Genomic DNA, 21,730 nt, shown 5'->3' with positions numbered 1-21,730 from the left:
AGTACGAGTCGGCCGGTCAGCGGCGCGACATGTAGATGTCGAGAGCCTTGTGGAGCAGCTTGTTGAGGGGGAAGTCCCACTCGCCCAAGTATTCGGCAGCCTGGCCGCCGGTGCCCACCTTGAACTGAATCAGGCCGAACAGATGGTCCGTCTCGTCCAGTGAGTCGCTGATGCCGCGCAGGTCGTAGACGCTGGCGCCCATCGCGTACGCGTCGCGCAGCATCCGCCACTGCATCGCGTTGGAAGGACGCACCTCGCGCTTGTGGTTGGCGGAGGCGCCGTAGGAGTACCAGACGTGCCGGCCGACGGTGAGCATGGTGGCGGCCGCGACCGCCTCGCCCTCGTGCACGGCCAGATACAGCCGCATCCGGTTGGGGTCCTCGGAGTTGAGCGTGGTCCACATCCGCTGGAAGTACGACAGCGGGCGCGGGCGGAAGTGGTCGCGCTGGGCGGTGACCTCGTAGAGCTGCTGCCACACCGGCAGGTCGTCGTAGCCGCCCTGGACCACCTGGACACCGGCCTTCTCGGCCTTCTTGATGTTGCGGCGCCACAACTGGTTGAAGTTCTTGAGGATGTCGTCGAGCGAACGGTTCTCCAGCGGGACCTGGTAGACGTACCGGGGCTGCACGTCGCCGAAGCCCGCGCCGCCGTCCTCACCCTGCTGCCAGCCCATCCGCCGCAGCCGGTCGGCGACCTCGAAGGCGCGCGGCTCGACGAAGGTGGCCTCGATGTCCCGCAGCCGCTTGACGTCCGGATCGGCGATGCCCGCCTTGATCGCGCCCGCGTCCCAGCGGCGGATGATGACCGGAGGGCCCATCTTCACGGTGAAGGCGCCCTGCTGCTTGAGGTGCTTGAGCATCGGCTGAAGCCACTCGTCCAGGTTGGGCGCGTACCAGTTGATCACCGGGCCCTCGGGCAGATACGCGAGATAGCGCTTGACCTTGGGGATCTGACGGTAGAGAACCAGGCCCGCGCCGACCATCTGGCCGCTCTTGTCGTCGAACCAGCCGAGGTTCTCCGACCGCCACTCGTTCTTCACATCAGCCCATGCCGGGACCTGGCAGTGGCTCGCCGACGGCAGGCTCTGGATGTAGGCCAGGTGCTGCTCGCGGCTGATGGTCCTCAGGGTCAGGCTCATGCGGGGCGCTCCCCATGCTCACGACTGCGGGCTTTTCTGGCCCGAAGCCTACTGTGCGAGGCAAGCGCCGCCGCTACTGCCGGGCAGGCGTCGCGCTACCGCCGGACCGGGCCTCCCGGCCGCCGACGGAGCGGGTGTCGAGGCTGCCGCCGGCGGGCGCCGCCGCTACCAGAGCCCGCTGTGCGCCATGCCGATGTAGAAGCCGAGCGCGGCCATGCCCAGACCGATGATCAGCGCGAAACGCTCGGCTGTGGTCACCGAGATGTACTGGCCCCAGCCGCCGCTGAGGATGCCGGCGAGCCCGGTCCAGCTGCTGATCACATGCAGGCTGTGGAAGGCCGAGGTGCTGACGGCGACGGCGCCGAGGACCAGGGCGAGGGCGACGAACGTGTTCTCCCGTGGATGACGCCGGCCGTCGGTGTTGAAGGTGAGGTGAGGGATTCGTTCCATGTGCAGTGCCATGGGCACCTCCGTGACGGAGTAGTGGCGCGTTGTGGCGCCGAACACACCGATGTGTACAGATTGCGGCCATAAGGGGCCGGATTTCAACCCGAGGGACGAGAGCGGGTAGCCTGTACGTTCTGCACCGGTGTCTTCGCAGGCCGACGCGCCCCGTACCAGAGCCCTCCAGGGCATCGGGGGGCGTTGTCAGTGGCCCGCGTTACCGTTGCGACGCAAAACAAACCCTCCTGCCACGGAAACGCCGTGGCCGCCTGAGTCCAAAGGAGGTGGGTTCCCCTATGCGTCACTACGAGCTCATGCTCATTCTCGACCCCGATCTTGAGGAGCGCGCTGTCTCCCCGCTGATCGAGTCCTTCCTGTCCGTCATCCGCAACGGTGGCGGCAGTGTGGAGAAGGTCGACACTTGGGGCCGTCGTCGTCTCGCCTACGAGATCAACAAGAAGCCCGAGGGCATCTACTCGGTCGTCGACCTCAAGGCCACTCCCGAGGTCGTCAAGGAGCTGGACCGTCAGCTCAATCTGAACGAGTCGGTGCTGCGGACCAAGGTCCTCCGTCCGGAACTCCACTAGTACCGGACTCCGAGTAGCAGCAAGCCACAAGCCGAGAGGTCATCCCATGGCAGGCGAGACCGTCATCACGGTTGTCGGCAATCTTGTCGACGACCCCGAGCTGCGCTTCACCCCGTCCGGTGCGGCGGTCGCGAAGTTCCGCGTCGCGTCCACTCCCCGCACCTTCGACCGGCAGACCAACGAGTGGAAGGACGGCGAGAGCCTGTTCCTGACCTGCTCGGTCTGGCGGCAGGCGGCCGAGAATGTCGCCGAGTCGCTTCAGCGCGGTATGCGCGTCATCGTGCAGGGCCGGCTCAAGCAGCGGTCGTACGAGGACCGTGAGGGCGTCAAGCGGACGGTCTACGAACTGGATGTCGACGAAGTGGGCGCCAGCCTGCGGAGCGCGACGGCCAAGGTCACCAAGACAAGCGGTGGCGGCGGTCGTGGCGGTCAGCCGGGCGGTGGCTACGGCGGAGGCGGCGGCCAGGGCGGCGGCAACTGGGGCGGCGGCTCCGGTGCCCCCGCGGGCGGCGGCGGTGCTCCCGCCGACGACCCCTGGGCGACCAGTGCGCCGGCCGGTGGTGGCCAAGGCGGCGGTGGAGGCGGCTGGGGCGGCGGCTCCGGTTCCTCCGGCGGCGGCTACTCGGACGAGCCGCCCTTCTAGGGCGGACCTCACCCACTTCTTGATCGCATAGGAGAGACACCATGGCGAAGCCGCCCCCGCGCAAGCCGAAGAAGAAGGTCTGCGCGTTCTGCAAGGACAAGACCGTGTACGTGGACTACAAGGACACGAACATGCTGCGGAAGTTCATTTCCGACCGCGGCAAGATCCGTGCCCGCCGCGTGACCGGCAACTGCACGCAGCACCAGCGTGACGTCGCCACGGCCGTGAAGAACAGCCGTGAGATGGCGCTGCTGCCGTACACCTCGACGGCTCGATAAGGAGAGGGTGACCAAGTATGTCCAAGATCATCCTCACCAATGAGGTCAGCGGCCTCGGCGCCGCAGGCGACATCGTCGACGTCAAGCCGGGCTACGCCCGCAACTACCTGATCCCGCGCGGCTTCGCCATCGCGTGGACCAAGGGTGGCGAGAAGGACGTCGAGCAGATCCGTCGTGCCCGTCGTATCCGCGAGATCCACTCGCTGGAGGACGCGAACGCCGTCAAGGCGCAGCTCCAGGGCGTCAAGGTGAAGCTGAGCACGCGTGCCGGTGACACCGGCCGCCTCTTCGGCTCCATCACCCCGGCCGACATCGCCGCGGCGATCAAGGCCGCCGGTGGCCCGGCCGTGGACAAGCGCCGGGTCGAGGTCGGTTCGCCGATCAAGACGCTCGGCGCGCACAAGGTCTCGGTGCGGCTGCACTCCGAGGTCGAGGCTGTCCTCGACCTGGAGGTCGTGGCCGCGTAACGCGGCATTTGTTCCACGTGGAACATCGCGTGGTCCGGCAGGGGCCGGGCATCCCGTAGTGGGGTGTCCGGCCTTTTGCCGTACGGGGGCGGGCCGGTCGCCGGGGTGCCGCGGGCGTCCGGCTCCCGGGCCGTACGGGGGTGCGGTGGCGCTTCCCGGCGTTTCAGCGGGCCGCGCCCGTGACCACCCAGCGGCCGGAGCGGGCGCGCAGCCACAGAGCGGCGAGCCGGGTGAGCATCATGAGGCCCATCGCCCACCACAAGGCGGTCAGGCCCGCGCCGAGGGCCGGTACGGCGAGCGCGGCGGGTGCGAAGACGGCCAGCGTCACGAGCATCGACCAGGCCAGATACGGTCCGTCGCCCGCGCCCATCAGCACGCCGTCGAGGACGAAGACGATCCCGGAGACCGGCTGGGTGACGGCGACGATCAGCAGGGCGGAGGCCAGTGCGTGCTGTACGGCCGGGTCGGAGCTGAACATCGGCCCGATCAGCGGCCGGGCCAGGACGACGAGCAGTCCCAGTACGACCCCGCAGGCCACTCCCCACTCGATCATCCGGCGGCAGGCGGCACGGGCGCCGGCCGGGTCGTCGGCCCCCAGGTAGCGGCCGATGATGGCCTGCCCGGCGATGGCGATGGCGTCGAGGGCGAAGGCCAGTAGCGACCAGACGGTAAGGGTGATCTGGTGGGCCGCGATCTCGGTGTCGCCGAGCCGGGCCGCGACGGCGGTGGCGATCATCAGCACGGCCCGGAGGCTGATCGTGCGGATGAGCAGTGGGCCGCCGGCCCGGGCGCAGGCGCGTATTCCGGCGGCGTCCGGGCGCAGCAGGGCCCACCAGTCGCCACGGCCGCCGGTGCCGGGTCTTTCGGTGTCGGGCTTTTCTGTGCTGCCGGAGCCGGTCCGGCTGGCGGAGCCGGCCCGGGTGCCGGAGTCGGTCCGGTCGGCGCTGCCGGAGTCCGCGGGGTGGGTGCCCGCGTGCCGCCGGACCCCGCGCACCACCACCGTGAGGTAGGCCGCGGCCATGCCGTTCTGCGCGATGACCGTGCCCCAGGCCGAGCCCGCGATGCCGAGACCGGCGCCGTAGACCAGGGCCACGTTGAGACCCGCGTTCGCGCTGAATCCGGCGACCGCCACGTACAGCGGGGTGCGGGTGTCCTGGAGGCCGCGCAGGACTCCGGTGGCGGCGAGGACGACGAGCATCGCGGGGATGCCGAGCGCGCTGATCCGCAGATACGTGGTGGCGTACGGGGCCGCCGTGCCGGAGGCGCCGAAGAGGTCGACCATGGCGGGCGCGCCGGGCAGGACGGCGGCCACGACCAGGGCGCCGAGCAGCAGGGCGAGCCAGATGCCGTCCACGCCCTGGCGCAGCGCCCCGGACAGATCGCCCGCGCCGACCCGGCGGGCGACCGCGGCGGTGGTGGCGTAGGCGAGGAAGATGAAGATGTTCACGCCGGTGGTGAGCAGGGCGGCGGCGATGCCGAGCCCGGCGAGCTGCGCGGTGCCGAGGTGGCCGACAACCGCGCTGTCGACCATCACGAACAGGGGCTCCGCGACAAGGGCGCCGAACGCGGGCAGCGCGAGAGCGACGATCTCCCGGTCGTGGCGGCGCCGGGGAGATACGGGTTGGCGGGCGGGCTGCCGCTGCTCGGGGGGCTCGACGACCGGATTCACAGGCACATCCTAACCATCCACAAGTAAGAGGTGAAGTGGCAGTCTGATCATTACCTTTGACTGCGTAGAGTGATCTCCTCCGCGTTGTTTGTCGCGATCTTGGCCCGGGCGGAAAAGTTTTTCTCCTGCACAGGTCGGCGGCGAAGAAGGCGCAGGTCAGATTGGGTGCGGCTGAGTGATTTTCTGCTTGTCCACAGCACTGTCCCAAGGGCTGTACACAGGTTCGGGGCACTTCTCCACAGGTATGGCGCCATCATCCACACCCCCTGTGGATAACTGGCTTGGTCAGGGTCGCCGATACCCCTACCGTGGACCGTCCCCCCGACGCGCCGCGAGGAAAGCCGGGCGGCTGAGTTGTCGGAGACGTGCCCGTGAAAGAGTGGCACGCACGCGGGGTCCGGGCACACCGGCCGGACGGGAGGAGGTGGCGGGATTGAGCCAACCCGAACCCACCGACGACCCCTGGGCGGGCCCTCCGCCGGAGGAGCACACGGCGGTCAGCCCGTTCCGCAAGAAGAACTCCCAGGACGACGGGGGCAGCCGATTCTCCGAGGGCGGCGGCGGCTTCGAACGGGTCCCCCCGCAGGACCTGGACGCCGAGCAGTCCGTGCTCGGCGGCATGCTGCTGTCCAAGGACGCCATCGCCGATGTCGTCGAGGTGCTCAAGGGCGCGGACTTCTACCGCCCCGCGCACGAGACGATCTACACCGCGATCCTCGACCTCTACGCCCGCGGTGAGCCGGCCGACCCCATTACCACCGCGGCCGAGCTGACCAAGCGCGGCGAGATCGCCCGCGTCGGCGGCTCCCCGTATCTGCACACCCTCGTCAACGCCGTGCCCACCGCGGCCAACGCCGAGTACTACGCCGAGATCGTCCACGAACGCGCCGTGCTGCGCCGCCTGGTCGAGGCGGGCACCCGTATCACGCAGATGGGATACGCGGCCGACGGCGACGTGGACGAGATCGTCAACAACGCGCAGGCCGAGATCTACGCGGTCACCGAGCAGCGCACCTCCGAGGACTATCTGCCGCTCGGCGACATCATGGAGGGCGCGCTCGACGAGATCGAGGCGATCGGGTCGCGCAGCGGCCAGATGTCGGGCGTCCCCACCGGCTTCACCGATCTGGACTCGCTCACCAACGGCCTCCACCCCGGTCAGATGATCGTCATCGCGGCGCGCCCGGCGATGGGCAAGTCCACCCTCGCGCTGGACTTCGCCCGGACCTGTTCCATCGCGCACAAGATGCCCAGCGTCATCTTCTCCCTGGAGATGGGCCGCAACGAGATCGCGATGCGACTGCTCTCCGCTGAGGCCAGGGTCGCCCTGCACCACATGCGCTCGGGCACCATGACCGACGACGACTGGACCAAAGTGGCCCGCCGGATGTCCGACGTCACCGAGGCCCCGCTCTACATCGACGACTCGCCGAACCTGTCGATGATGGAGATCCGCGCCAAGTGCCGCCGCCTCAAGCAGCGCAACGACCTGCGGCTGGTCGTCATTGACTACCTCCAGCTGATGCAGTCCGGCGGCTCCCGCCGCCCCGAGAGCCGCCAGCAGGAGGTCTCGGACATGTCCCGTAACCTCAAGCTGCTCGCCAAGGAGCTCGAAGTCCCGGTCATCGCCCTGTCCCAGCTCAACCGAGGACCCGAACAGCGCACCGACAAGAAGCCGATGGTCTCCGACCTGCGCGAGTCCGGCTCCATCGAGCAGGACGCCGACATGGTGATCCTCCTGCACCGCGAGGACGCGTACGAGAAGGAGTCCCCCCGCGCCGGCGAGGCCGACCTGATCGTCGCCAAGCACCGCAACGGCCCCACGGCCACGATCACCGTCGCCTTCCAGGGCCACTACTCCCGCTTCGTCGACATGGCCCAAACCTGACCGGGGTCATATCGGTCACGGAGCCGGACAACGTGCTGTCCTCGTTCGGCACGACCAGGAAACGGCAGGGCGTTGGCGGTTGTCAGGAGCGGATCAGCACTGCGACGTCGTAACGCTCAAGGACCGGACGCGAGTGCGGGCCTTGTTCCGCGTCGGCATCCGCCTTCATCCGGGTCAAGCCGTCGCTGAACTCCGCGCTCGTCAGGTGCGTGAACTTCGACTGCGGACGGGTCCGCATGCGCGCGTGGTACTCACTCAAACTCCCGGTGACCGGCTGGGCAAAGGAAGCGAGCTCCAGGACAGAGAAGCCGGATCCCGTGAAGTCGGCCAGGACCTCGTCCCGGCCCGGGAACCGTTCCGCGTCGATCTCCCGCAGCCTCGGCCAGTAGTCGTAGACCACCGAGTCCAGCCCCTCGCGGAACGTCGTACGGATCACCGCCACCCCACCCGGCCGCAGGACGCGGACCAACTCACGGGCGCACGCAAGACGGTTCGGCAGATGATGGATCACCCGCGAGAGCAGCGCGAGGTCGAACAGATCCCCGCCCGTGGGAACCGCGTCCGCGGTGCCGCCCACGTAGTGAACGCCGGCCTCACGGCCGTTGAACTGACGGGCCTGAGCCAGCATCGCCTCCGAGGGGTCGACGCCGACCACCAGTGACGCCCGGCGCCACCGAGCCATGGCCGCGCAGAACATCCCCGTGCCGGCCCCGATCTCCACCACCGCCGGCGCCGGTCGGGGCGAGAACGACCCGATCAGATCCACCCAGGCCCGAAGCGACACCTCCGGCATCTCATTGCCCGCTTGGTACACGCCCGCCAGCTGAACATCGTCATAGACCCGTTCCATCCCGCAATCCTCCCCTCACGGATCACCGGCGGACAAGACCACGAGGTCTCGGCGTCCCGAGCACCGGACCGCGCCGCCGTCCCGCGCCGCCGTCCCGCGCCGCCGTCCCGCGCCGCCGTCCCGCGCCGGATTTCCCGCGGCGGACCGGGAGCCTTCCCACCGGTCGGCGGAAGCCGGGCAGCACCGTGGTGGGCCACACCGGCATGCTGCTGACGCCCGCAAACGCCGCTCAGGGGGTCAGGACGCGGCGGATGGTGTGGCGGGTGAACGTACGGGAGAGGTGGGCGCGTTCGACGCGGCGGGCGAGGGGGAGCGGCGCGGGAGTCCCGTAGCGGCGCACGCGGATGTCGGCCAGCACCTCGGCGGGCGCGCCGAGTTCCGCCAGGACGTCGAGGGCCTCGCCCTTGGTGATGAGCCGCCCGTCCTTCAGCGTGACGCTCGCCCGCGCCGCGGTCAGCATGCCCAGGTCCACCCAGATGTCCTGGAGCCAGCGGAGGGGCCAGGCCGTGGCGGGCAGCCAGTAGTTCCTGAGGTTGCCGCTGATGTAGTCGGCCAGCTCCCCGTCGGTGACCGCGGGGAGAAGTCCGTGGGCGGCGGCCCGAAGAGCGACAGATCGCCCGTACGCAGCTCGCGGCGGCTCACCGGGGTGACGTCCCGTTCCTGGAGGTGCCGGTGAGCCCAGGTCAGATGGCGGGCGCCGGTGTCGGCCAGCGTCGAGCGGACCATGTACGAGCAGTGCAGCTTCGCCGCTTCGGGGAGGTCGGCGTCCAGCTTCTTGTGCAGGAGTCCGACCCGTTGGCGCTGGGCGGGTGTGATCTCGGACCTGACGACGGCCACCATGTCGAGGTCGCTGCGGCCCGGCTGGTAGTCCCCCAGCGCCAGGGAGCCGTGCGCCCACATGGTCTCCAGCGGCAGTGCCTCCCGGACGTCGGCCAGGAGACGGTCGAGAAGTGGCTTCACCTCGTCGCGCATGGGTCCGACTATGACACGGCATCGGCCACCGGGTCCCGTGCCCGGAGAAGGGGAACACCCCCGGGCCGTGAAGGCCCGGGGGTGTTCTGTGGGGGGTGGGAGAGGGATCAGGTGGTCGTCCAGACGAACGTCGCGGAGCCCGTCGAGCCCGCCGCGTTCTTTCCGGTGACCGTCACCGTCCAGGTGCCGCTCTTGGTGGCCGCGCCGGTGAACTTCCCCGCCGAGCTGAGCGTGATGCCCGGCGGCAGACCGTCCGCGGTGTAGGCGTTTCCGCTGCCTGCCTGGTCGTAGGCCCAGTCGACCTGGGTGTGGACCGGACTGCTCATGCCGTGCGGGTTGGGCACGGCCAGCGGCGTGGCAGCGGTGGCGATCGTGTCGGCGGCCGCCGCCTTGGAGGCGGAGGCCGTCTTGGTGGACGCCGCGGCCACGGCGTTGTTGACGGTGTTCGGCACGTTGAGCGTGCCGGTCAGCGGCAGATTGCGCGAGGAGTCGCCCAGCAGGATCTGGTAATTGCCCGCCGCGGTCGTCCAGTTGTTGCTGCCGGTGTTCCAGTAGGCCAGGTCATGGGTGCTGACCGTGAAGGTCAGCGTCTGCGCCTGGCCCGGGTTGAGCGTCACCCGCTGGTAGCCGCGCAGCTGGTGCACCGGCTCGCCCGTGGACGCGGGATCGCCGACGTAGAGCTGCGCCACATCGGTGCCGGCTTTCGACCCGGTGTTGGTGACCGTGACCTGCACGGTCGCGTTACCCCCGGACAGCGCCCCGACCTGCAGGTTGCTGAAACTGAAGGAGGTGTACGACAGACCGAAGCCGAACGGGAAGAGCGGGGTGATGTTCTTCGCGTCGTACCAGCGGTAGCCGACGTTCAGAGCCTCGCTGTACTGCACCTGCCCGTTGGTGCCGGGCCACTGCGCCGCGGTGTTGGCCGGCACGTCGGCCAGGCTCTTCGGGAAGGTGACCGGCAGCTTGCCCGACGGGTTGACGTCGCCGAAGATCAGCTCCGCGATCGCCGTGCCGAACTGCTGGCCCGGGTAGAAGGCTTCGAAGACACCGGCGACCTGGTTCAGCCACGGCATGTTGATCGCCGAGTTGTTGTTGAGCACCACGATGGTGTGCGGATTGGCCGCCGCCACCTGGGCGATCATGTCGTTCTGGCTGACCGTGCTGTTGCCGTTGTTGGGCAGGTCGAGGTTGGCGGAGTCGTGCTCCTCGTTGCCGTAGTTGTCGCTCGCGAAGACGATCGCCACGTCGGAGCTCTTGGCCAGGGTGACCGCGGAGCTGAGGTTGGTGGCGTCGTTGTACTGCACGGTGGTGCCGGTGCCGGCCACCCGGTTCTGGAGGCCGGTGATCGGCCACACCGACGCGTTGGTTCGCACCGTGGCGCTGCCGCCGCCGATGGTCTGCACACCGGCGCCGCCGTCCCAGCCGATCACCGCGATCGAGTGGGTGCTGGAGGTGGACAGCGGCAGGATGCCGTTGTTCTTCAGCAGGACCGTGCCCTCCTCGGCGCCCTTCAGGGCCACCGCGACATGGGCCGGCGTGGTGACGACGGCGTCCCGCGAACCGCTCGGCGCCTTGTCGAAGAGGCCGAAGGCGAAGAACTGGGTGAGCAGCCGGCTCACCATCGTGTCCAGGGTGGCCTGGCTGACCGTGCCGTTGGCCACGGCCTGGGCGAGGAAGTCGGCGTAGAAGTACCCGTTGGGCATCTCCACCGTCAGTCCGGCGTTGGCCGACTCCGCCGTGGCGTGGGTGCCGCCCCAGTCACTGGTGACGAAGCCGCCGAAGCCCGCCTGCTGGTACAGCGCGGTGTTCAGCAGATCCGGGTTCTGGCACGCGGGCACGTTGTTGACGATGCTGTACCCGCACATGACCGAGGCAGGCGTGCTCTGCTGGATCGCCGCCTGGAAAGCGGGCAGGTAGATCTCCTGCATCGTCCGCTTGTCGACGATGACCGTGCCGGCCGGGTGCTCGATGTTGTAGACGGCCACGTGCTTGAGCTCGGCCATGACGCCCTGGCTCTGGATGCCGCGGATGTCGGCGGCGGCCATCTGCCCGCTCAGGAACGGGTCCTCGCTGAACGCCTCGAAGGACCGTCCCCAGCGCGGGTCACGGACGATGTTCGCCGTCGGGCCGAGCGCCACCTGCACGCCCTTGCCCGCGAACTCGGCGCCGATCGCGGAGCCGTACTGCTGCTCCAGCGCGTTGTCCCAGGTCGCCGCGGAAGCGTTGCCCGCGGGCATCTGGGTGGCACCGTCGAGGCCGTCACCGACGCCCGAAGGACCGTCCTGCAGACCGATGTTGGGGATGCACAGCGACGGAATGCCGGTGATGTTGCCGATGTACGGCGACGCGTTGTTGTTGCCGTGCAGGATGGAGACCTTCTGCGCGTTGGTCATCTGCGCCATGACCTGCTGCACCCGGGTGGCGACCGGCGCGGTCGAACCCACCCACGGGCAGTTGCCGTTGCCGCCGCTCGGCGGAGTGGTGCTGCCGCCAGTGGTGCCGCCGGTGCTGCCGCTGCCCGGGGTGAGCAGCGTGAACTCCCACAGCGAGTAGCCGTACGCCGTGGCGCGGACCGTGCCGTACATCCGCACATAGCGGCCGGTGGCGTTGAAGGAGAGGTTCTCCGTGGCGCCCGCGCCGTTCGTGGTGGAGTAGACGGTGTTCCACGTGGAACCGTTGTCGGAGACCTGGATCTGGTACGCCTTCGCGTACGCGGTCTCCCAGGTCAGCTGGGCGCCGCAGATGGTCTGCGAGGACCCCAGGTCGACCTGGACCCACTGCGGGTCGGAGGCCGCGCTGGACCAGCGGGTGCCGGTGTTGCCGTCGAAGGCGGCCGAGGCGGGGGTGCCGGCGTTCTCCGTGGAGGAGGCCGTGGCGGGCTTGTTCAGGGCGGCGGTGGTGTTGCCGCAGTTGGCGGGCGGCGTGGTCGTGCCGCCGCCGGAGCCGCCGTAGACCTGGAACTCCCAGAGCGAGTAGCCCCACTGGGTGCCGCGCTGGGTGCCGTACATCCGCACGTATCGGCCGGTGCCGGTGACGGTCAGGTTCTGGACGCCGCCGGTGCCCGCGGTGGTCGAGTAGATGTTGTTCCACGTGGAACCGTTGTCCGACACCTGGATCTGGAAGGCCTTGCCGTAGGCCGTCTCCCAGTTGAGCGTCACCTGGGTGATGGCCTGCGAGGAACCGAGGTCGACCTGAAGCCACTGCGGGTCGGAGGCCGCGCTCGACCAGCGCGTTCCGGTGTCGCCGTCCACGGCCGCGTTGGCGGTGAACGCGTCCTGGACGGATGACGCGGTGGCGGGCTTGCCCTGTGAGAGGAGGGTGGGTGCCGCGGCGTGCGAGGGCGTCGGCGCGAGCGCCAGATACGCCGAGGCGATCAGCGCCAGGGCGAGCAGGAGGATGCCCTGTGGTGATCGTCGGAAACGTTTACGGCTTACGGAGAGCCCTAGTGGGGTGACCCTCATGTGTGCTCCTACGTGTCGAATACGGCTCGCGAGAGGGAGGACCGACACCGTGGAATCGCCGCTGTCCGTACGGCGGTGAGGCGGCCGGGTTTCGCGCGCGGAGCAGCCAGGAGCGCGCGCTCTGTCCCGGTGCCGCCCCTCCGGTAGGGGGGTGGACCTCGGCGGTGCCGTGGTGCGGGTGACGCCGTACTCGGTCTCGCAGCCGAGTCCGGCGGTGGTGCGTACGGAGGTGGCGCGATACCTGAGAGCGCTCTCTGACCGACGAGATATCTACGCCCGCACCCGGGGGGTGTCAACCTTTCTGACAGAGCCCGAAGGGGAAAGCGCTTGCTTTGAACAGGAGTTGACCCAAGAGGGCAACCGGGAGCGCGGTCGTGTGCGTGCGGACCGCCTGGGGTCCGGCTGTCGGGCGGCCGGGGTGGGAGCCTGGGAGGCATGGGAGACACGGGCGAGCGGATCAAGGTCGAGCTGGAGGGCGTCCCGGAGACGCTGCTGTGGAATCTGTACAACCGCGCCTCGGAGGCCGGGCGGCCCGGCCGGCGGCTGCTGGACGATCCGCTCGCGGTGGAGCTGGTCAAGCGCATCGACTACCCCTTCGAGCGGTTCGGCGGCGCTCCCATGGCGCAGTGGCACGCCCTGCGAGTGCGCTGTCTGGACGCCGAGGTGCGGCGATTCGTCGCCGCGCGTCCCGGTGGGACCGTGGTCGCGCTGGGCGAGGGCCTGGAGACCCAGTTCTGGCGGGTGGACGACGGCCGGGTCCGCTGGCTGACGGTGGATCTGCCGGAGACGGCCGCGGTCCGTACGGCCCTGCTGCCCGACGATCCGCCGCGCCGCCGTACGCTCGCCTGCTCGGCGCTCGACCGGCGGTGGATGGACGAGATCTCCGGGGCGGACCTCGCCAGGGGCGTACTCGTCACGGCCCAGGGCCTGTTGATGTATCTGCCCGAACAAGAGGTGAAGGAGCTGATCGCGGCGTGCGCGGAGCGCTTCCCGGGCGGAGGGTTCCTTTTCGACGCGCTTCCGCGCGTGATGGTCGCCCGTAATCGGTCCGGGGCCTTCGACTCCCCGGACGGCGGGTATCGCGCGCCGCGCTGGGAGTGGGGCATGGACACCAGGGAGTATCGCAAGGTGGCCGCCGTCTCACCGCGGATCGCCGAGGTCCGCAGCCTGCGACTGCCGCGCGGCCGGGGTCCGTACGCCGTCGCGCCGGTCTCCCATCTGATCCCGGGACTGCGGTCCCTGCGCATGACGATCATCGCGCTCCGCTTCGCGGCAGCCGGTTATCGTGACGACGGCACGACCACGCACAGCCGCACGGGACGACGAGGAACCGCGCGGAGCCGTACCGGCAGGAAGGCCAGGAACGAGTGACAGCCGAGCCCGAATCCCCGCGGACCTACGACGAATTGCTGCCCGCCACCCGGCGGGCGCTGCTGCACCGGATCGCGGTGGGGCAGTCGAGTGGCCGTACTCCGTCGCTGGTGGGAGCTGTGGTCCGGGAGGGCCGCATGGTGTGGAGCGGTTCGCGCAGCATGATCGAGGGGCACGCGCCGGACGCGGACACGCAGTACCGGATCGGCTCGCTCACCAAGACCTTCGTCGCGGTGCTGGTGATGCGGCTGCGCGACGAAGGGCGGCTGGAGCTGACCGATCCGCTGGAGCGGCATCTGCCGGGGACCGTCGCCGGCGAGGTGACCGTCGGTCAGCTGCTCGCGCACACCTCGGGGCTGGCCGCCGAGACACCGGGCCCCTGGTGGGAGCGCACCCCGGGCGAACTGCGCCCCGAACTCTCCGACGTCCTCGGCCCCGACCCGGTCAAACACCCGGCCGGCCGCCGCCATCACTACTCCAACACCGGATACGCCCTGCTCGGCGGCCTCGTCGAGCAGTCACGCGGCAGGCCGTGGGGCGAGGTGCTCCACGACGAGGTGCTGGCACCGCTCGGGATGAACCGCACCACGCTGCTGCCGCGACAGCCGGCCGCCGGCGGCTTCGCCGTCCACCCGTGGGCGGATGTGATGGTGCCCGAGGCCGTGCAGGAGACCGGGCGGATGGCGCCCGCAGGCCAGTTGTGGTCGACGGCCGCCGATCTCGCCCGGTGGGCGGGCTTTCTGGCGGCCGGTCACGAAGGGGTTCTGGCCGCGGAGACCGTCGCCCATATGCGGGCACCGGCCGCGCCGCCGGACCCGGTGGACCCCGACGGCGGCTACGGCCTGGGCGTACAGCTTCTGCGCCGGGCCGGACGGACGCTGAGCGGCCACACCGGTTCGATGCCGGGCTTTCTGGCGGCGCTGTGGGTGAGCGTCGAGGACGGGGTCGGCGCGCTGGCGCTGGCCAACTGCACCTCGGGGCCCGCCGTCAGCGCGATCGCCGCCGATCTCCTGACGATCACCGCGGACGCGGAACCCGGCCTCCCCGTCCCCTGGCGGCCCGCCGACACCGTGGACCCGGCGCTGCTCGACCTCGCCGGTCCCTGGTACTGGGGCACGACGGGCTTCGCGCTGCGGGTACGGGCTTCGGGCGATCTGCAGCTGGCGCCGCTGACGGGCCAGGGCCGCGGCTCACTGTTCCACGTGGAACACAACGGCACCTGGACAGGCCGCGAGGGCTACTACGCGGGCGAGACGCTGCGCGTGGTGCGCCGGGCGGACGGCTCGGTCAGCCATCTCGACCTGGGGTCCTTCGTGTTCACGCGGGAGCCCTACGATCAGCGGGCGCCGGTGCCTGGCGGGTTCCCGGGCTGGAGCTGACCTCCTCCGGTACGGCCGCCCCTCCGTTGCCTGGCGCCTGGCCGGAGCCGTCGGCCGGTCCGCGCGTACGCAGCAGCACCGCGGCGAGTACGGCGGCGGTGGCGAGCAGGCCGGCCGAGACCAGGAAGGCCAGCTGGTAGCCGCTGGTCAGGGCCGAGGGAAGGCTGTGGCCCGAGGCCAGCCGGCGATCGGTGCGCGCGGAGGCGAGGGAGGCGAGCACGGACAGGCCCAGTGCTCCGCTGACCTGCTGCGCGGTGTTGAAGACCCCGGAGATCAGTCCTGAGTCGGCCGGGGTGGCGTCCGACATGCCGAGCGTCATCAGGGACGGCATGGCAAGTCCGAAGGACAGGCCGAAGAGCAGGATCGGGGGCAGGATGTCGGTCGCGTACGAGGCGTGCCCGGCCGGCACCCTGGCCAGCAGCAGAAAACCGGCGCCGAAGAGGACGAGGCTGGGCACCAGCACGGCCCGCTGCCCGAAGCGGGCGCCGAGCCGGGCGGAGAGCAGCAGGGACATGACGCCGATGGCCAGGCCGGTGGGCGCGAAGGCCAGACCGATCCGCAGGGGCCCGTAGCCGACCACCCGCTGGAGATAGAGGCTGGTCAGGAACTGGAAGCCGAAGGCGGCCGCGATCATGAACACCTGAACGGCGTTGGCCCCGGACACCATTCGGGAGCGGAAGAGCCGCAGTGGCATCAATGGGTGCGCGGCCTTCGCCTGCCGGATCAGGAAGGCAACGAGCAGGACCGCGGAGAGGGCGCCGAATCCGGCGGTGGGGGCGGAGGCCCAGCCTCGGTCGGAGGTCTTGACGAGGGTGTGGACGCCGAGCATCAGAGCGGCGGTGACCAGAACGGCTCCGGGCGCGTCGGCGCCGCGCAGCGATCCGCGCTCGCGCGGCCGGTCGTCGGGCAGCAGACGCAGGCTGAGCAGGGCGGCGGCGGCGCCGAGCGGCAGGTTGACGAAGAAGATCCAGTGCCAGTTGATCGCCTGGGTGAGGAGACCGCCCACGAGCACACCGAGGACGCCGCCCGCGGACTGGGTGAAGCTGTAGACGCCCATCGCGCGGGCCCTGCCGCGGTGGTCGGGGTAGAGGGCGATGACCATCCCGAGGGAGACGGCGGAGACCATCGCGCCGGCCGCGCCCTGCACGAAGCGGGCGGCGATCAGCAGGCCCGCGGAGTCGGCGAGGCCGCACACGAGCGAGGCGGCCGAGAACGCGGTGAGGCCCGCCACCAGGACGCGGCGGCGGCCGAGCAGGTCGCCGAGACGTCCTGAGAGCAGCAGCAGGCCGCCGAAGGCGATCAGGTAGGCGTTCACCACCCAGGCGAGTCCGGCCTGGGAGAAGTCCAGGTCGCGCTGGATGGACGGCAGCGCGACATTCACGATCGTGCCGTCGAGGATGATCATCAGGGCGCCCGCGCTGAGTACGGCGAGGGCGGCGCCGCGGGAGCGGGCGGCCCGGGAATCCGGGGACAGCACGGAGTCCTGCGAAGGAAGGGGCATGGCGGTCGCCTCCTGGCGGATGGGGTGCCGGGAGAGACCGTAGCAGATGGTTTTGTTAGAGACTATCTTTTTCGGGTGTACTTAGGATTGATGGCCTCACGCCCGGGACTGGCGCGGTCGCCGGACTCCCTGGGCGCCGTCGGGGGAGTCGGCCGGGGTGGCGAGAAGGCCGGTGGCCAGCCGGTTCAGCGCGGAGACAAAGGCGTCGCGCTCCTGCGCGGGGAGGGCGTCGAGCACGTCGCCGTGCACACGGTCGACGATCTCCTGGCCCCTCGCCGCGATCTCCTCGCCCTTCGGGGTCGCCTTGATGATCCTGGCCCTGCGGTCGGTCGGGGACGGCACCCGCTCGGCGAGCCCGGCCCGCTCCAACTGGTCGACCGTGACCACCATCGTGGTCTTGTCCAGGTCGGACAGCTCCGCGAGCTGGGCCTGGGTGCGCTCGGCCTGGAGGGCGTGCGCGAGCACACAGTGTGCGCGAGGCGACATACCGATCTCCGCGAGCGCGACCGTCATCCGCGTGGTCAGCACATACGCGGTGTGCTGGAGCAGAAACGAGACGTCGGTGGTCGTGGCAGGTGAGGGGGTGGTCTCGGCGGTCATGTGTCGAGGGTAGCAAGATAGGTCCGCTACGGGATTGTTCCGTGGCGGACCTATCTTCGGGGGATTTCGCTCACGCTGAGTGTTCCACGTGGAACATTCGGCTCAGAGTCAGCCCAGGTCCGGCCCGAGCAGCCCGAGCACTCCCTCGATGTTCGCGTCCAGGTAGTGCCGCAGCGTCAGCGGCACGACATCGACCGAGGCGATGCCCAGCCGGCTGAACGGCACCCGCACCACCTCGTACTCCCCGCACGGATCGTCCACCTCGGGGCCGTGCCGCCGCGACAGCTCCATCGACTCCAGGCGGCACACGAAGAAGAACTGCACTTTCACGCCGTGCGAGCCGTCGTCCGTGATGTGTTCGACGGTGTCCACGAAGGCCGGCACCACATCGGTGACCTTCGCGCCCAACTCCTCGTCGATCTCCCGGTGCAGGGCCGCGATGACACTCGGGTCGTCGTCCTCGACGCCGCCGCCGGGCGTCACCCAGTACGGGGCCATGCCGGGCTTCGTGCGTTTGATCAGGACCAGTCGGTCGCCGTCGAGCACGAGGGCGCGGGCCGTGCGTTTGACCACCGGGCGGGTGGCCGGGCTGGAGTGCGAGTCCGGGGTCATGGTGGACATCTGCCGCGCCGGAAGCAGGGGCAAACATGCCCGCGGCGGCGAATCGGAGCGTGGGCTTCCCCTCCGTACGCTCCGACTCCGCCCCGGCTCGGCCCCGACTTCCGCCCCGCCCCGGCTCGGCCCCGGCTCGGCCCCGACTCCGCCCCGACTCTGCGGCGTTGCGCCAGCTGCCCGCACCGGACAAGGAGGCGTCAGACGCCCGCAGCCTCGTCCAGCGCACGCAGCACATCGGCCACGATGTCCGCCGCGTCCTCGACCCCCACCGAGAAGCGGATGAAGCCCGGTTCGACCGCGTCGCCGCCCCACCGCGCCCGTCGCTCGGCGGTGGACTGCACGCTGCCGAAGCTCGTCGCCTCCGAGGTGAGCCGCAGCGCACCCAGGAAGCGTTCGGCGTGCGCCCGGTCGGGCAGGGTGAACGACACCACGCTGCCGAAGCGCCGCATCTGCCGCGCCGCCACCTGGTGCGAGGGGTCGATCGGCAGCCCGGGATGGCGTACCCCCGTCACCTCGGGACGTTCGAGCAACGCGCCCGCGAGCGCCAGCGCGTTGGCCGCCTGCCGGTCCACGCGCAGCGCCAGCGTCGCCAGCGAGCGGTGTGCCAGCCACGCCTCCATCGGCCCGGGGATCGCGCCGACCGTCTTGCGCCACTTGCGTACCCCGGCGGTCAGTTCGGCGTCCCGCGTGGTCACGTACCCGAGCAGCAGGTCTCCGTGGCCGCTGAGCGCCTTGGTGCCGCTGGCCACGGAGAAGTCCGCGCCGAGGTCGAGCGGCCGCTGGCCGAGCGGGGTGGCGAGGGTGTTGTCCACGGCGACCAGCGCGCCGCGCGCGTGGGCGGCCTCGGCCAGCCGCCGGATGTCGCACACATCGAGTTCGGGGTTGGACGGGGTCTCCAGCCACAGCAGCCGGGCGCCCTCAAGCGCCGCGAGCTGCGCGTCGCCCGCGGTCGGCGCGAGCCGCACCTCGACGCCGTACGACTCCAGGCGCTCCTGGAGCGAACGCGTCGCCTGGTACGAGTCCGACGGCAGGACGACCGTCTGCCCGGCGCGCACCTGGGAGAGCAGCACCGCGGCGACCGCGGCCATCCCGGAGGCGAAGGTCAGCGTGGTGACCGAGGGGTCGCCCGGCGCCTCCAGCTCCGAGATGGCCCGCTCCAGCCGCTCCCAGGTCGGATTCTCGTCCCGGCCGTAGGTGTACGGGCCGGCTGCCTCGCCCGGCAGGTGATAGTGCGAGACGAAGACGGGACCCGGCAGCGAGGGTTCGTACGCGGTGGCCGGTGGCCGCCCCGCGTGCACGCTGCGGGTGCTGTCGCCGCGGCCTTCGTCTGTGCCCCCCGTCGCCCCGGCCGTCACTCGTCGTCCGGCAGTACGACGTGCAGCGCCCAGGAGACGATGCTGACGATCAGCGCGCCGACCACCGCGGTCCAGAAGCCCTGGACGTGGAAGTCCAGGTTGAGCTTGCCGGACAGCCAGGAGGTGAGCATCAGCATCAGGGCGTTCACCACCAGGGTGATCAGGCCCAGGGTGAGAATGAACAGGGGGAAGGACAATACCTTCACTATGGGCTTGACCAGCCAGTTCACGACGCCGAAGACGAGGGCGACCAGGACGAGGGTGAGGACTTTGTGCCCGGTGGAACCACCACTGAGCGTGATGTCCTTGATGAGCCAGATGGCCACCCCGAGGGCACCGGCGTTCGCCAGGGTCTTGACGATGAAATTCTTCATGGTGAGATCGTCGCAGGTCTGCCCACCAGGGCAAGAGACCGTGCAGAACCGTAGCGGGACCGCAGCTGAGGAGTGGCGATGAAGGTGTTCCGGCTGGACGACCTGGACGCGGAACGGGCCGCGAACGAGGGCGCGTACCTCCGCTTTCTCCGCGAACCGCGGATGTCGGCCGGGCTGTACGCGCTCAAGGCCGGCGAGACGGACCCGCAGACGCCGCACGCCCAGGACGAGATCTACTTCGTGGTCAGCGGCCGGGCCGCGATCACCGTCGGCGACGAGACGACCACCGTCGCGCGCGGCGGCGTCGTCTATGTGCCCGCGGGCACACCGCACCGCTTCCACCACATCACCGAGGACCTCAGGGTCATGGTGGTCTTCTCGCCCCCGGAACCCTAAGGGTTCGTTCAGGGTCCGATCCGGCCCCACGGCCCTCCGCGGTGGTGCCCGGTGGCTCTACAGTCGAAGTACCGGCGGATGGCCGTCCGGGAACGCGCAGCGACCGAGGAGTGTTCGAGCGTCATGGGAAAACTGCTGAAGAGCCTGCCGTGGTGGGTGAAGTGGATCGGTATCCCGGTCATCGCGCTGGTGGTCTTCGGCGGACTGGTCGCGAGCCTGATCAGCATCGTGGTGGGCCTGCTCTTCAAGGTGCTGGTCTTCGTCATCCTGGTCGGCGCCCTGGTCTTCGTGGTGAAACGCGTCACGTCCGGAGGCTCGGGCTCCAAGCGCGACTGGTGAGCCCCCGCCCGGCCGGCGCGCCGGGGCGGTACGGTCCGGCCGGCTCCGTGCTCACTTCGCCCGGCGCCGGTGACCGCCGCCACCCGGCACCGGGGCGGACCCGCCCGCCGGACGCCGGTCCGCGCTGACGACGAGAGCCGCCAGCGCGGTCGTCAGCGGCACCGAGGCCACCAGGCCGATGCTGCCCACGAGGGTGCGCACGATCTCCTCGGCGACCAGTTCGCTGCTGGCCACCCTCAGCACTCCGCTGCGCGCGATCGAGAAGAGCAGCAGCAGCGGGAGCGCGGCGCCCGCGTACGCCAGCACCAGGGTGTTGACCACCGAGGCGATGTGGTCGCGGCCGATCCGCATGCCGGACCCGTAGAGCTTGCGCCAGTGGGCGTCGGGGTCCGCGTCCTTGAGCTCCCACACGGCCGCGACCTGGGTGACCGTGACATCGTCCAGCACCCCCAGCGAGCCGATGATCACACCGGCCAGCAGTACGCCCCTGATCTCGATACCCGGGTAGAGGGTGTGGATCAGCCCGGTCTCTTCCGAGGTGTTGCCGGTCAGCCGCGCCCAGGAGATGAAGACCGAGCCGAGCACCCCGATCAGGACCAGTGAGAACAGCGTGCCCAGCACCGCCACGGACGTACGGGCGTTGAGGCCGTGGCACATGTAGAGCGCGATGAGCATGATCGCGCTTCCGCCCACCACCGCGACCAGCAGCGGATTGTCCCCGCGCAGGATCGCCGGGAGGATGAACAGGGTCAGGATCGCGAACGAGATCGCCAGCGCGATCAGCGCCATCAGCCCGCGCAGCCGCCCCACCACGACGACCGCCAGCGCGAAGATGCCCGCCAGCAGGGCGAGCGGGAAGCCGCGGTCCACATCGGTGACCGAATAGCGCAGCTCCGGGGGAGCGTTGGGCGCGTACGCCAGGACGACGCCCTCCCCCGTGCTGTAGCGGCGGGTCTGGTCCGGTTGGACGATCTCGGTGAACGTCTTTCCCTTGTCAGGACCCGACTCGACCTCGATCGTCGCCTTCTGGCAGGCGTCGCTCCTGACGCCGGACGTCTCGGACGGCGCCGCGTTCACCGCCTTGCAGGACACGTCGACGACCCGGGTGACCTTGCCCTGCCGGGTCTGCTGGTCGAAGCCGACCCCGGTGCGGCCGTGGTGGGGAGTGCCCCCGGGCCACAGCACGACCAGTCCGACGACCACCGCGGCGGCGAACGGCACCAGGACCGCGGCGATGACCTTCCGCAGATGCTGGGAGACCGGCGGCACCGGCCCGTGGCTGTGACTGTGGCTGTGGCCGTGCGGGCTCCGGCCGTGGCCGGGCTCGTGAGCTTGGGGGGAGTCCACGGGCCGATCATCGCAAGCGCCCCTGGTGCCTGTCCGCGCGCAACCGCTACCGTGGG

General features: G+C 70.2%; 22 protein-coding genes. 9 read left to right on the top strand and 13 right to left on the bottom strand.

Annotated features, from left to right (window positions below; translation table 11 throughout):
• Nucleotides 1-16 precede the first annotated feature (16 nt).
• A complete protein-coding gene (locus OHA30_RS17125) occupies nucleotides 17-1,138 on the bottom strand; it encodes a lipid II:glycine glycyltransferase FemX (protein ID WP_328914715.1) in 1,122 nt (373 codons plus the stop codon).
• 165 nt (nucleotides 1,139-1,303) lie between these two features.
• Nucleotides 1,304-1,600 carry a hypothetical protein gene (locus tag OHA30_RS17120; protein ID WP_328914714.1) on the bottom strand — a complete coding sequence of 99 codons (297 nt, stop codon included), beginning with the start codon at nucleotides 1,598-1,600 and terminating at the stop codon, nucleotides 1,304-1,306.
• 278 nt (nucleotides 1,601-1,878) lie between these two features.
• Between OHA30_RS17120 and rpsF the strand changes: the two genes are divergently transcribed.
• From rpsF to rplI, 4 genes are read left to right on the top strand one after another with little or no spacing between them, the layout of a single operon-like run.
• Nucleotides 1,879-2,169 carry a 30S ribosomal protein S6 gene (gene rpsF, locus OHA30_RS17115; RefSeq protein WP_328914713.1) on the top strand — a complete coding sequence of 97 codons (291 nt, stop codon included), beginning with the start codon at nucleotides 1,879-1,881 and terminating at the stop codon, nucleotides 2,167-2,169.
• A 46-nt stretch (nucleotides 2,170-2,215) separates the two neighbouring features.
• Nucleotides 2,216-2,812 carry a single-stranded DNA-binding protein gene (locus OHA30_RS17110; RefSeq protein ID WP_328914712.1) on the top strand — a complete coding sequence of 199 codons (597 nt, stop codon included), beginning with the start codon at nucleotides 2,216-2,218 and terminating at the stop codon, nucleotides 2,810-2,812.
• A 41-nt stretch (nucleotides 2,813-2,853) separates the two neighbouring features.
• Nucleotides 2,854-3,090, top strand: coding sequence for a 30S ribosomal protein S18 (rpsR, locus tag OHA30_RS17105; protein ID WP_031512678.1), 237 nt, complete (start codon nucleotides 2,854-2,856; stop codon nucleotides 3,088-3,090).
• Between the two features lie 17 nt (nucleotides 3,091-3,107).
• Nucleotides 3,108-3,557, top strand: coding sequence for a 50S ribosomal protein L9 (gene rplI, locus OHA30_RS17100; RefSeq protein ID WP_328914711.1), 450 nt, complete (start codon nucleotides 3,108-3,110; stop codon nucleotides 3,555-3,557).
• A 163-nt stretch (nucleotides 3,558-3,720) separates the two neighbouring features.
• Here rplI and OHA30_RS17095 read toward each other — a convergent pair whose 3' ends face one another.
• Nucleotides 3,721-5,226: an MATE family efflux transporter gene (locus OHA30_RS17095; protein WP_328914710.1), complete on the bottom strand. Its 1,506-nt coding sequence runs from the start codon at nucleotides 5,224-5,226 to the stop codon at nucleotides 3,721-3,723.
• 433 nt (nucleotides 5,227-5,659) lie between these two features.
• Here OHA30_RS17095 and dnaB point away from each other — a divergent pair, with 433 nt between their 5' ends.
• The gene (gene dnaB / locus OHA30_RS17090) at nucleotides 5,660-7,114 is read left to right on the top strand and encodes a replicative DNA helicase (RefSeq protein ID WP_405785562.1); all 1,455 of its coding nucleotides are present in this window, start codon (nucleotides 5,660-5,662) and stop codon (nucleotides 7,112-7,114) included.
• 82 nt (nucleotides 7,115-7,196) lie between these two features.
• Here dnaB and OHA30_RS17085 read toward each other — a convergent pair whose 3' ends face one another.
• The 4 genes from OHA30_RS17085 to OHA30_RS17070 all read right to left on the bottom strand — a co-directional run bounded on the left by OHA30_RS17085 (nucleotide 7,197) and on the right by OHA30_RS17070 (nucleotide 12,397).
• Nucleotides 7,197-7,964, bottom strand: a complete 768-nt coding sequence (locus tag OHA30_RS17085) for a class I SAM-dependent methyltransferase (protein ID WP_328914708.1) — start codon at nucleotides 7,962-7,964, stop codon at nucleotides 7,197-7,199.
• A 229-nt stretch (nucleotides 7,965-8,193) separates the two neighbouring features.
• Nucleotides 8,194-8,436 (bottom strand): hypothetical protein, encoded by a 243-nt coding sequence (locus OHA30_RS17080; RefSeq protein ID WP_328914707.1) that lies wholly within the window; start codon nucleotides 8,434-8,436, stop codon nucleotides 8,194-8,196.
• Nucleotides 8,418-8,936, bottom strand: a complete 519-nt coding sequence (locus tag OHA30_RS17075) for a nucleotidyltransferase domain-containing protein (protein WP_328914706.1) — start codon at nucleotides 8,934-8,936, stop codon at nucleotides 8,418-8,420. The genes OHA30_RS17080 and OHA30_RS17075 overlap by 19 nt, the downstream gene beginning before the upstream one ends.
• A gap of 107 nt (nucleotides 8,937-9,043) precedes the next feature.
• On the bottom strand, nucleotides 9,044-12,397 hold the full coding sequence (locus OHA30_RS17070) for a discoidin domain-containing protein (protein WP_328914705.1): 3,354 nt from the start codon (nucleotides 12,395-12,397) through the stop codon (nucleotides 9,044-9,046).
• Between the two features lie 435 nt (nucleotides 12,398-12,832).
• Between OHA30_RS17070 and OHA30_RS17065 the strand changes: the two genes are divergently transcribed.
• Both OHA30_RS17065 and OHA30_RS17060 read left to right on the top strand, forming a co-directional pair.
• Nucleotides 12,833-13,768, top strand: coding sequence for a class I SAM-dependent methyltransferase (locus tag OHA30_RS17065; protein WP_328914704.1), 936 nt, complete (start codon nucleotides 12,833-12,835; stop codon nucleotides 13,766-13,768).
• A complete protein-coding gene (locus tag OHA30_RS17060; RefSeq protein WP_328914703.1) occupies nucleotides 13,765-15,147 on the top strand; it encodes a serine hydrolase domain-containing protein in 1,383 nt (460 codons plus the stop codon). Before OHA30_RS17065 ends, OHA30_RS17060 begins: the two co-directional genes overlap by 4 nt.
• Here the strand turns inward: OHA30_RS17060 and OHA30_RS17055 are convergent.
• The 5 genes from OHA30_RS17055 to OHA30_RS17035 form a co-directional block, all read right to left on the bottom strand.
• Nucleotides 15,086-16,648 (bottom strand): DHA2 family efflux MFS transporter permease subunit, encoded by a 1,563-nt coding sequence (locus OHA30_RS17055; protein WP_328914702.1) that lies wholly within the window; start codon nucleotides 16,646-16,648, stop codon nucleotides 15,086-15,088. The two genes, OHA30_RS17060 and OHA30_RS17055, sit on opposite strands and share 62 nt — an antisense overlap.
• A gap of 96 nt (nucleotides 16,649-16,744) precedes the next feature.
• Nucleotides 16,745-17,248, bottom strand: a complete 504-nt coding sequence (locus OHA30_RS17050) for a MarR family winged helix-turn-helix transcriptional regulator (RefSeq protein ID WP_328914701.1) — start codon at nucleotides 17,246-17,248, stop codon at nucleotides 16,745-16,747.
• 108 nt (nucleotides 17,249-17,356) lie between these two features.
• Nucleotides 17,357-17,860, bottom strand: coding sequence for an NUDIX hydrolase (locus OHA30_RS17045; RefSeq protein ID WP_328914700.1), 504 nt, complete (start codon nucleotides 17,858-17,860; stop codon nucleotides 17,357-17,359).
• Between the two features lie 200 nt (nucleotides 17,861-18,060).
• A complete protein-coding gene (locus tag OHA30_RS17040) occupies nucleotides 18,061-19,218 on the bottom strand; it encodes a cystathionine gamma-lyase (protein WP_328914699.1) in 1,158 nt (385 codons plus the stop codon).
• Nucleotides 19,215-19,592, bottom strand: coding sequence for a phage holin family protein (locus OHA30_RS17035; protein ID WP_328914698.1), 378 nt, complete (start codon nucleotides 19,590-19,592; stop codon nucleotides 19,215-19,217). The genes OHA30_RS17040 and OHA30_RS17035 overlap by 4 nt, the downstream gene beginning before the upstream one ends.
• A gap of 78 nt (nucleotides 19,593-19,670) precedes the next feature.
• Between OHA30_RS17035 and OHA30_RS17030 the strand changes: the two genes are divergently transcribed.
• The gene (locus OHA30_RS17030) at nucleotides 19,671-19,988 is read left to right on the top strand and encodes a cupin domain-containing protein (protein WP_328914697.1); all 318 of its coding nucleotides are present in this window, start codon (nucleotides 19,671-19,673) and stop codon (nucleotides 19,986-19,988) included.
• 123 nt (nucleotides 19,989-20,111) lie between these two features.
• Nucleotides 20,112-20,327, top strand: coding sequence for a DUF5326 family protein (locus OHA30_RS17025; RefSeq protein WP_328914696.1), 216 nt, complete (start codon nucleotides 20,112-20,114; stop codon nucleotides 20,325-20,327).
• 51 nt (nucleotides 20,328-20,378) lie between these two features.
• On the opposite strand, the gene OHA30_RS17020 is transcribed toward OHA30_RS17025, so the two are convergent.
• A complete protein-coding gene (locus OHA30_RS17020) occupies nucleotides 20,379-21,674 on the bottom strand; it encodes a YibE/F family protein (protein WP_328914695.1) in 1,296 nt (431 codons plus the stop codon).
• Between the last annotated feature and the right edge of the window lie 56 nt (nucleotides 21,675-21,730).

The sequence above is a fragment of the Streptomyces sp. NBC_00223 genome, from assembly GCF_036199905.1.
Lineage (GTDB): Bacteria > Actinomycetota > Actinomycetes > Streptomycetales > Streptomycetaceae > Actinacidiphila.
This window is presented reverse-complemented; position numbering and strand designations above follow the sequence as displayed.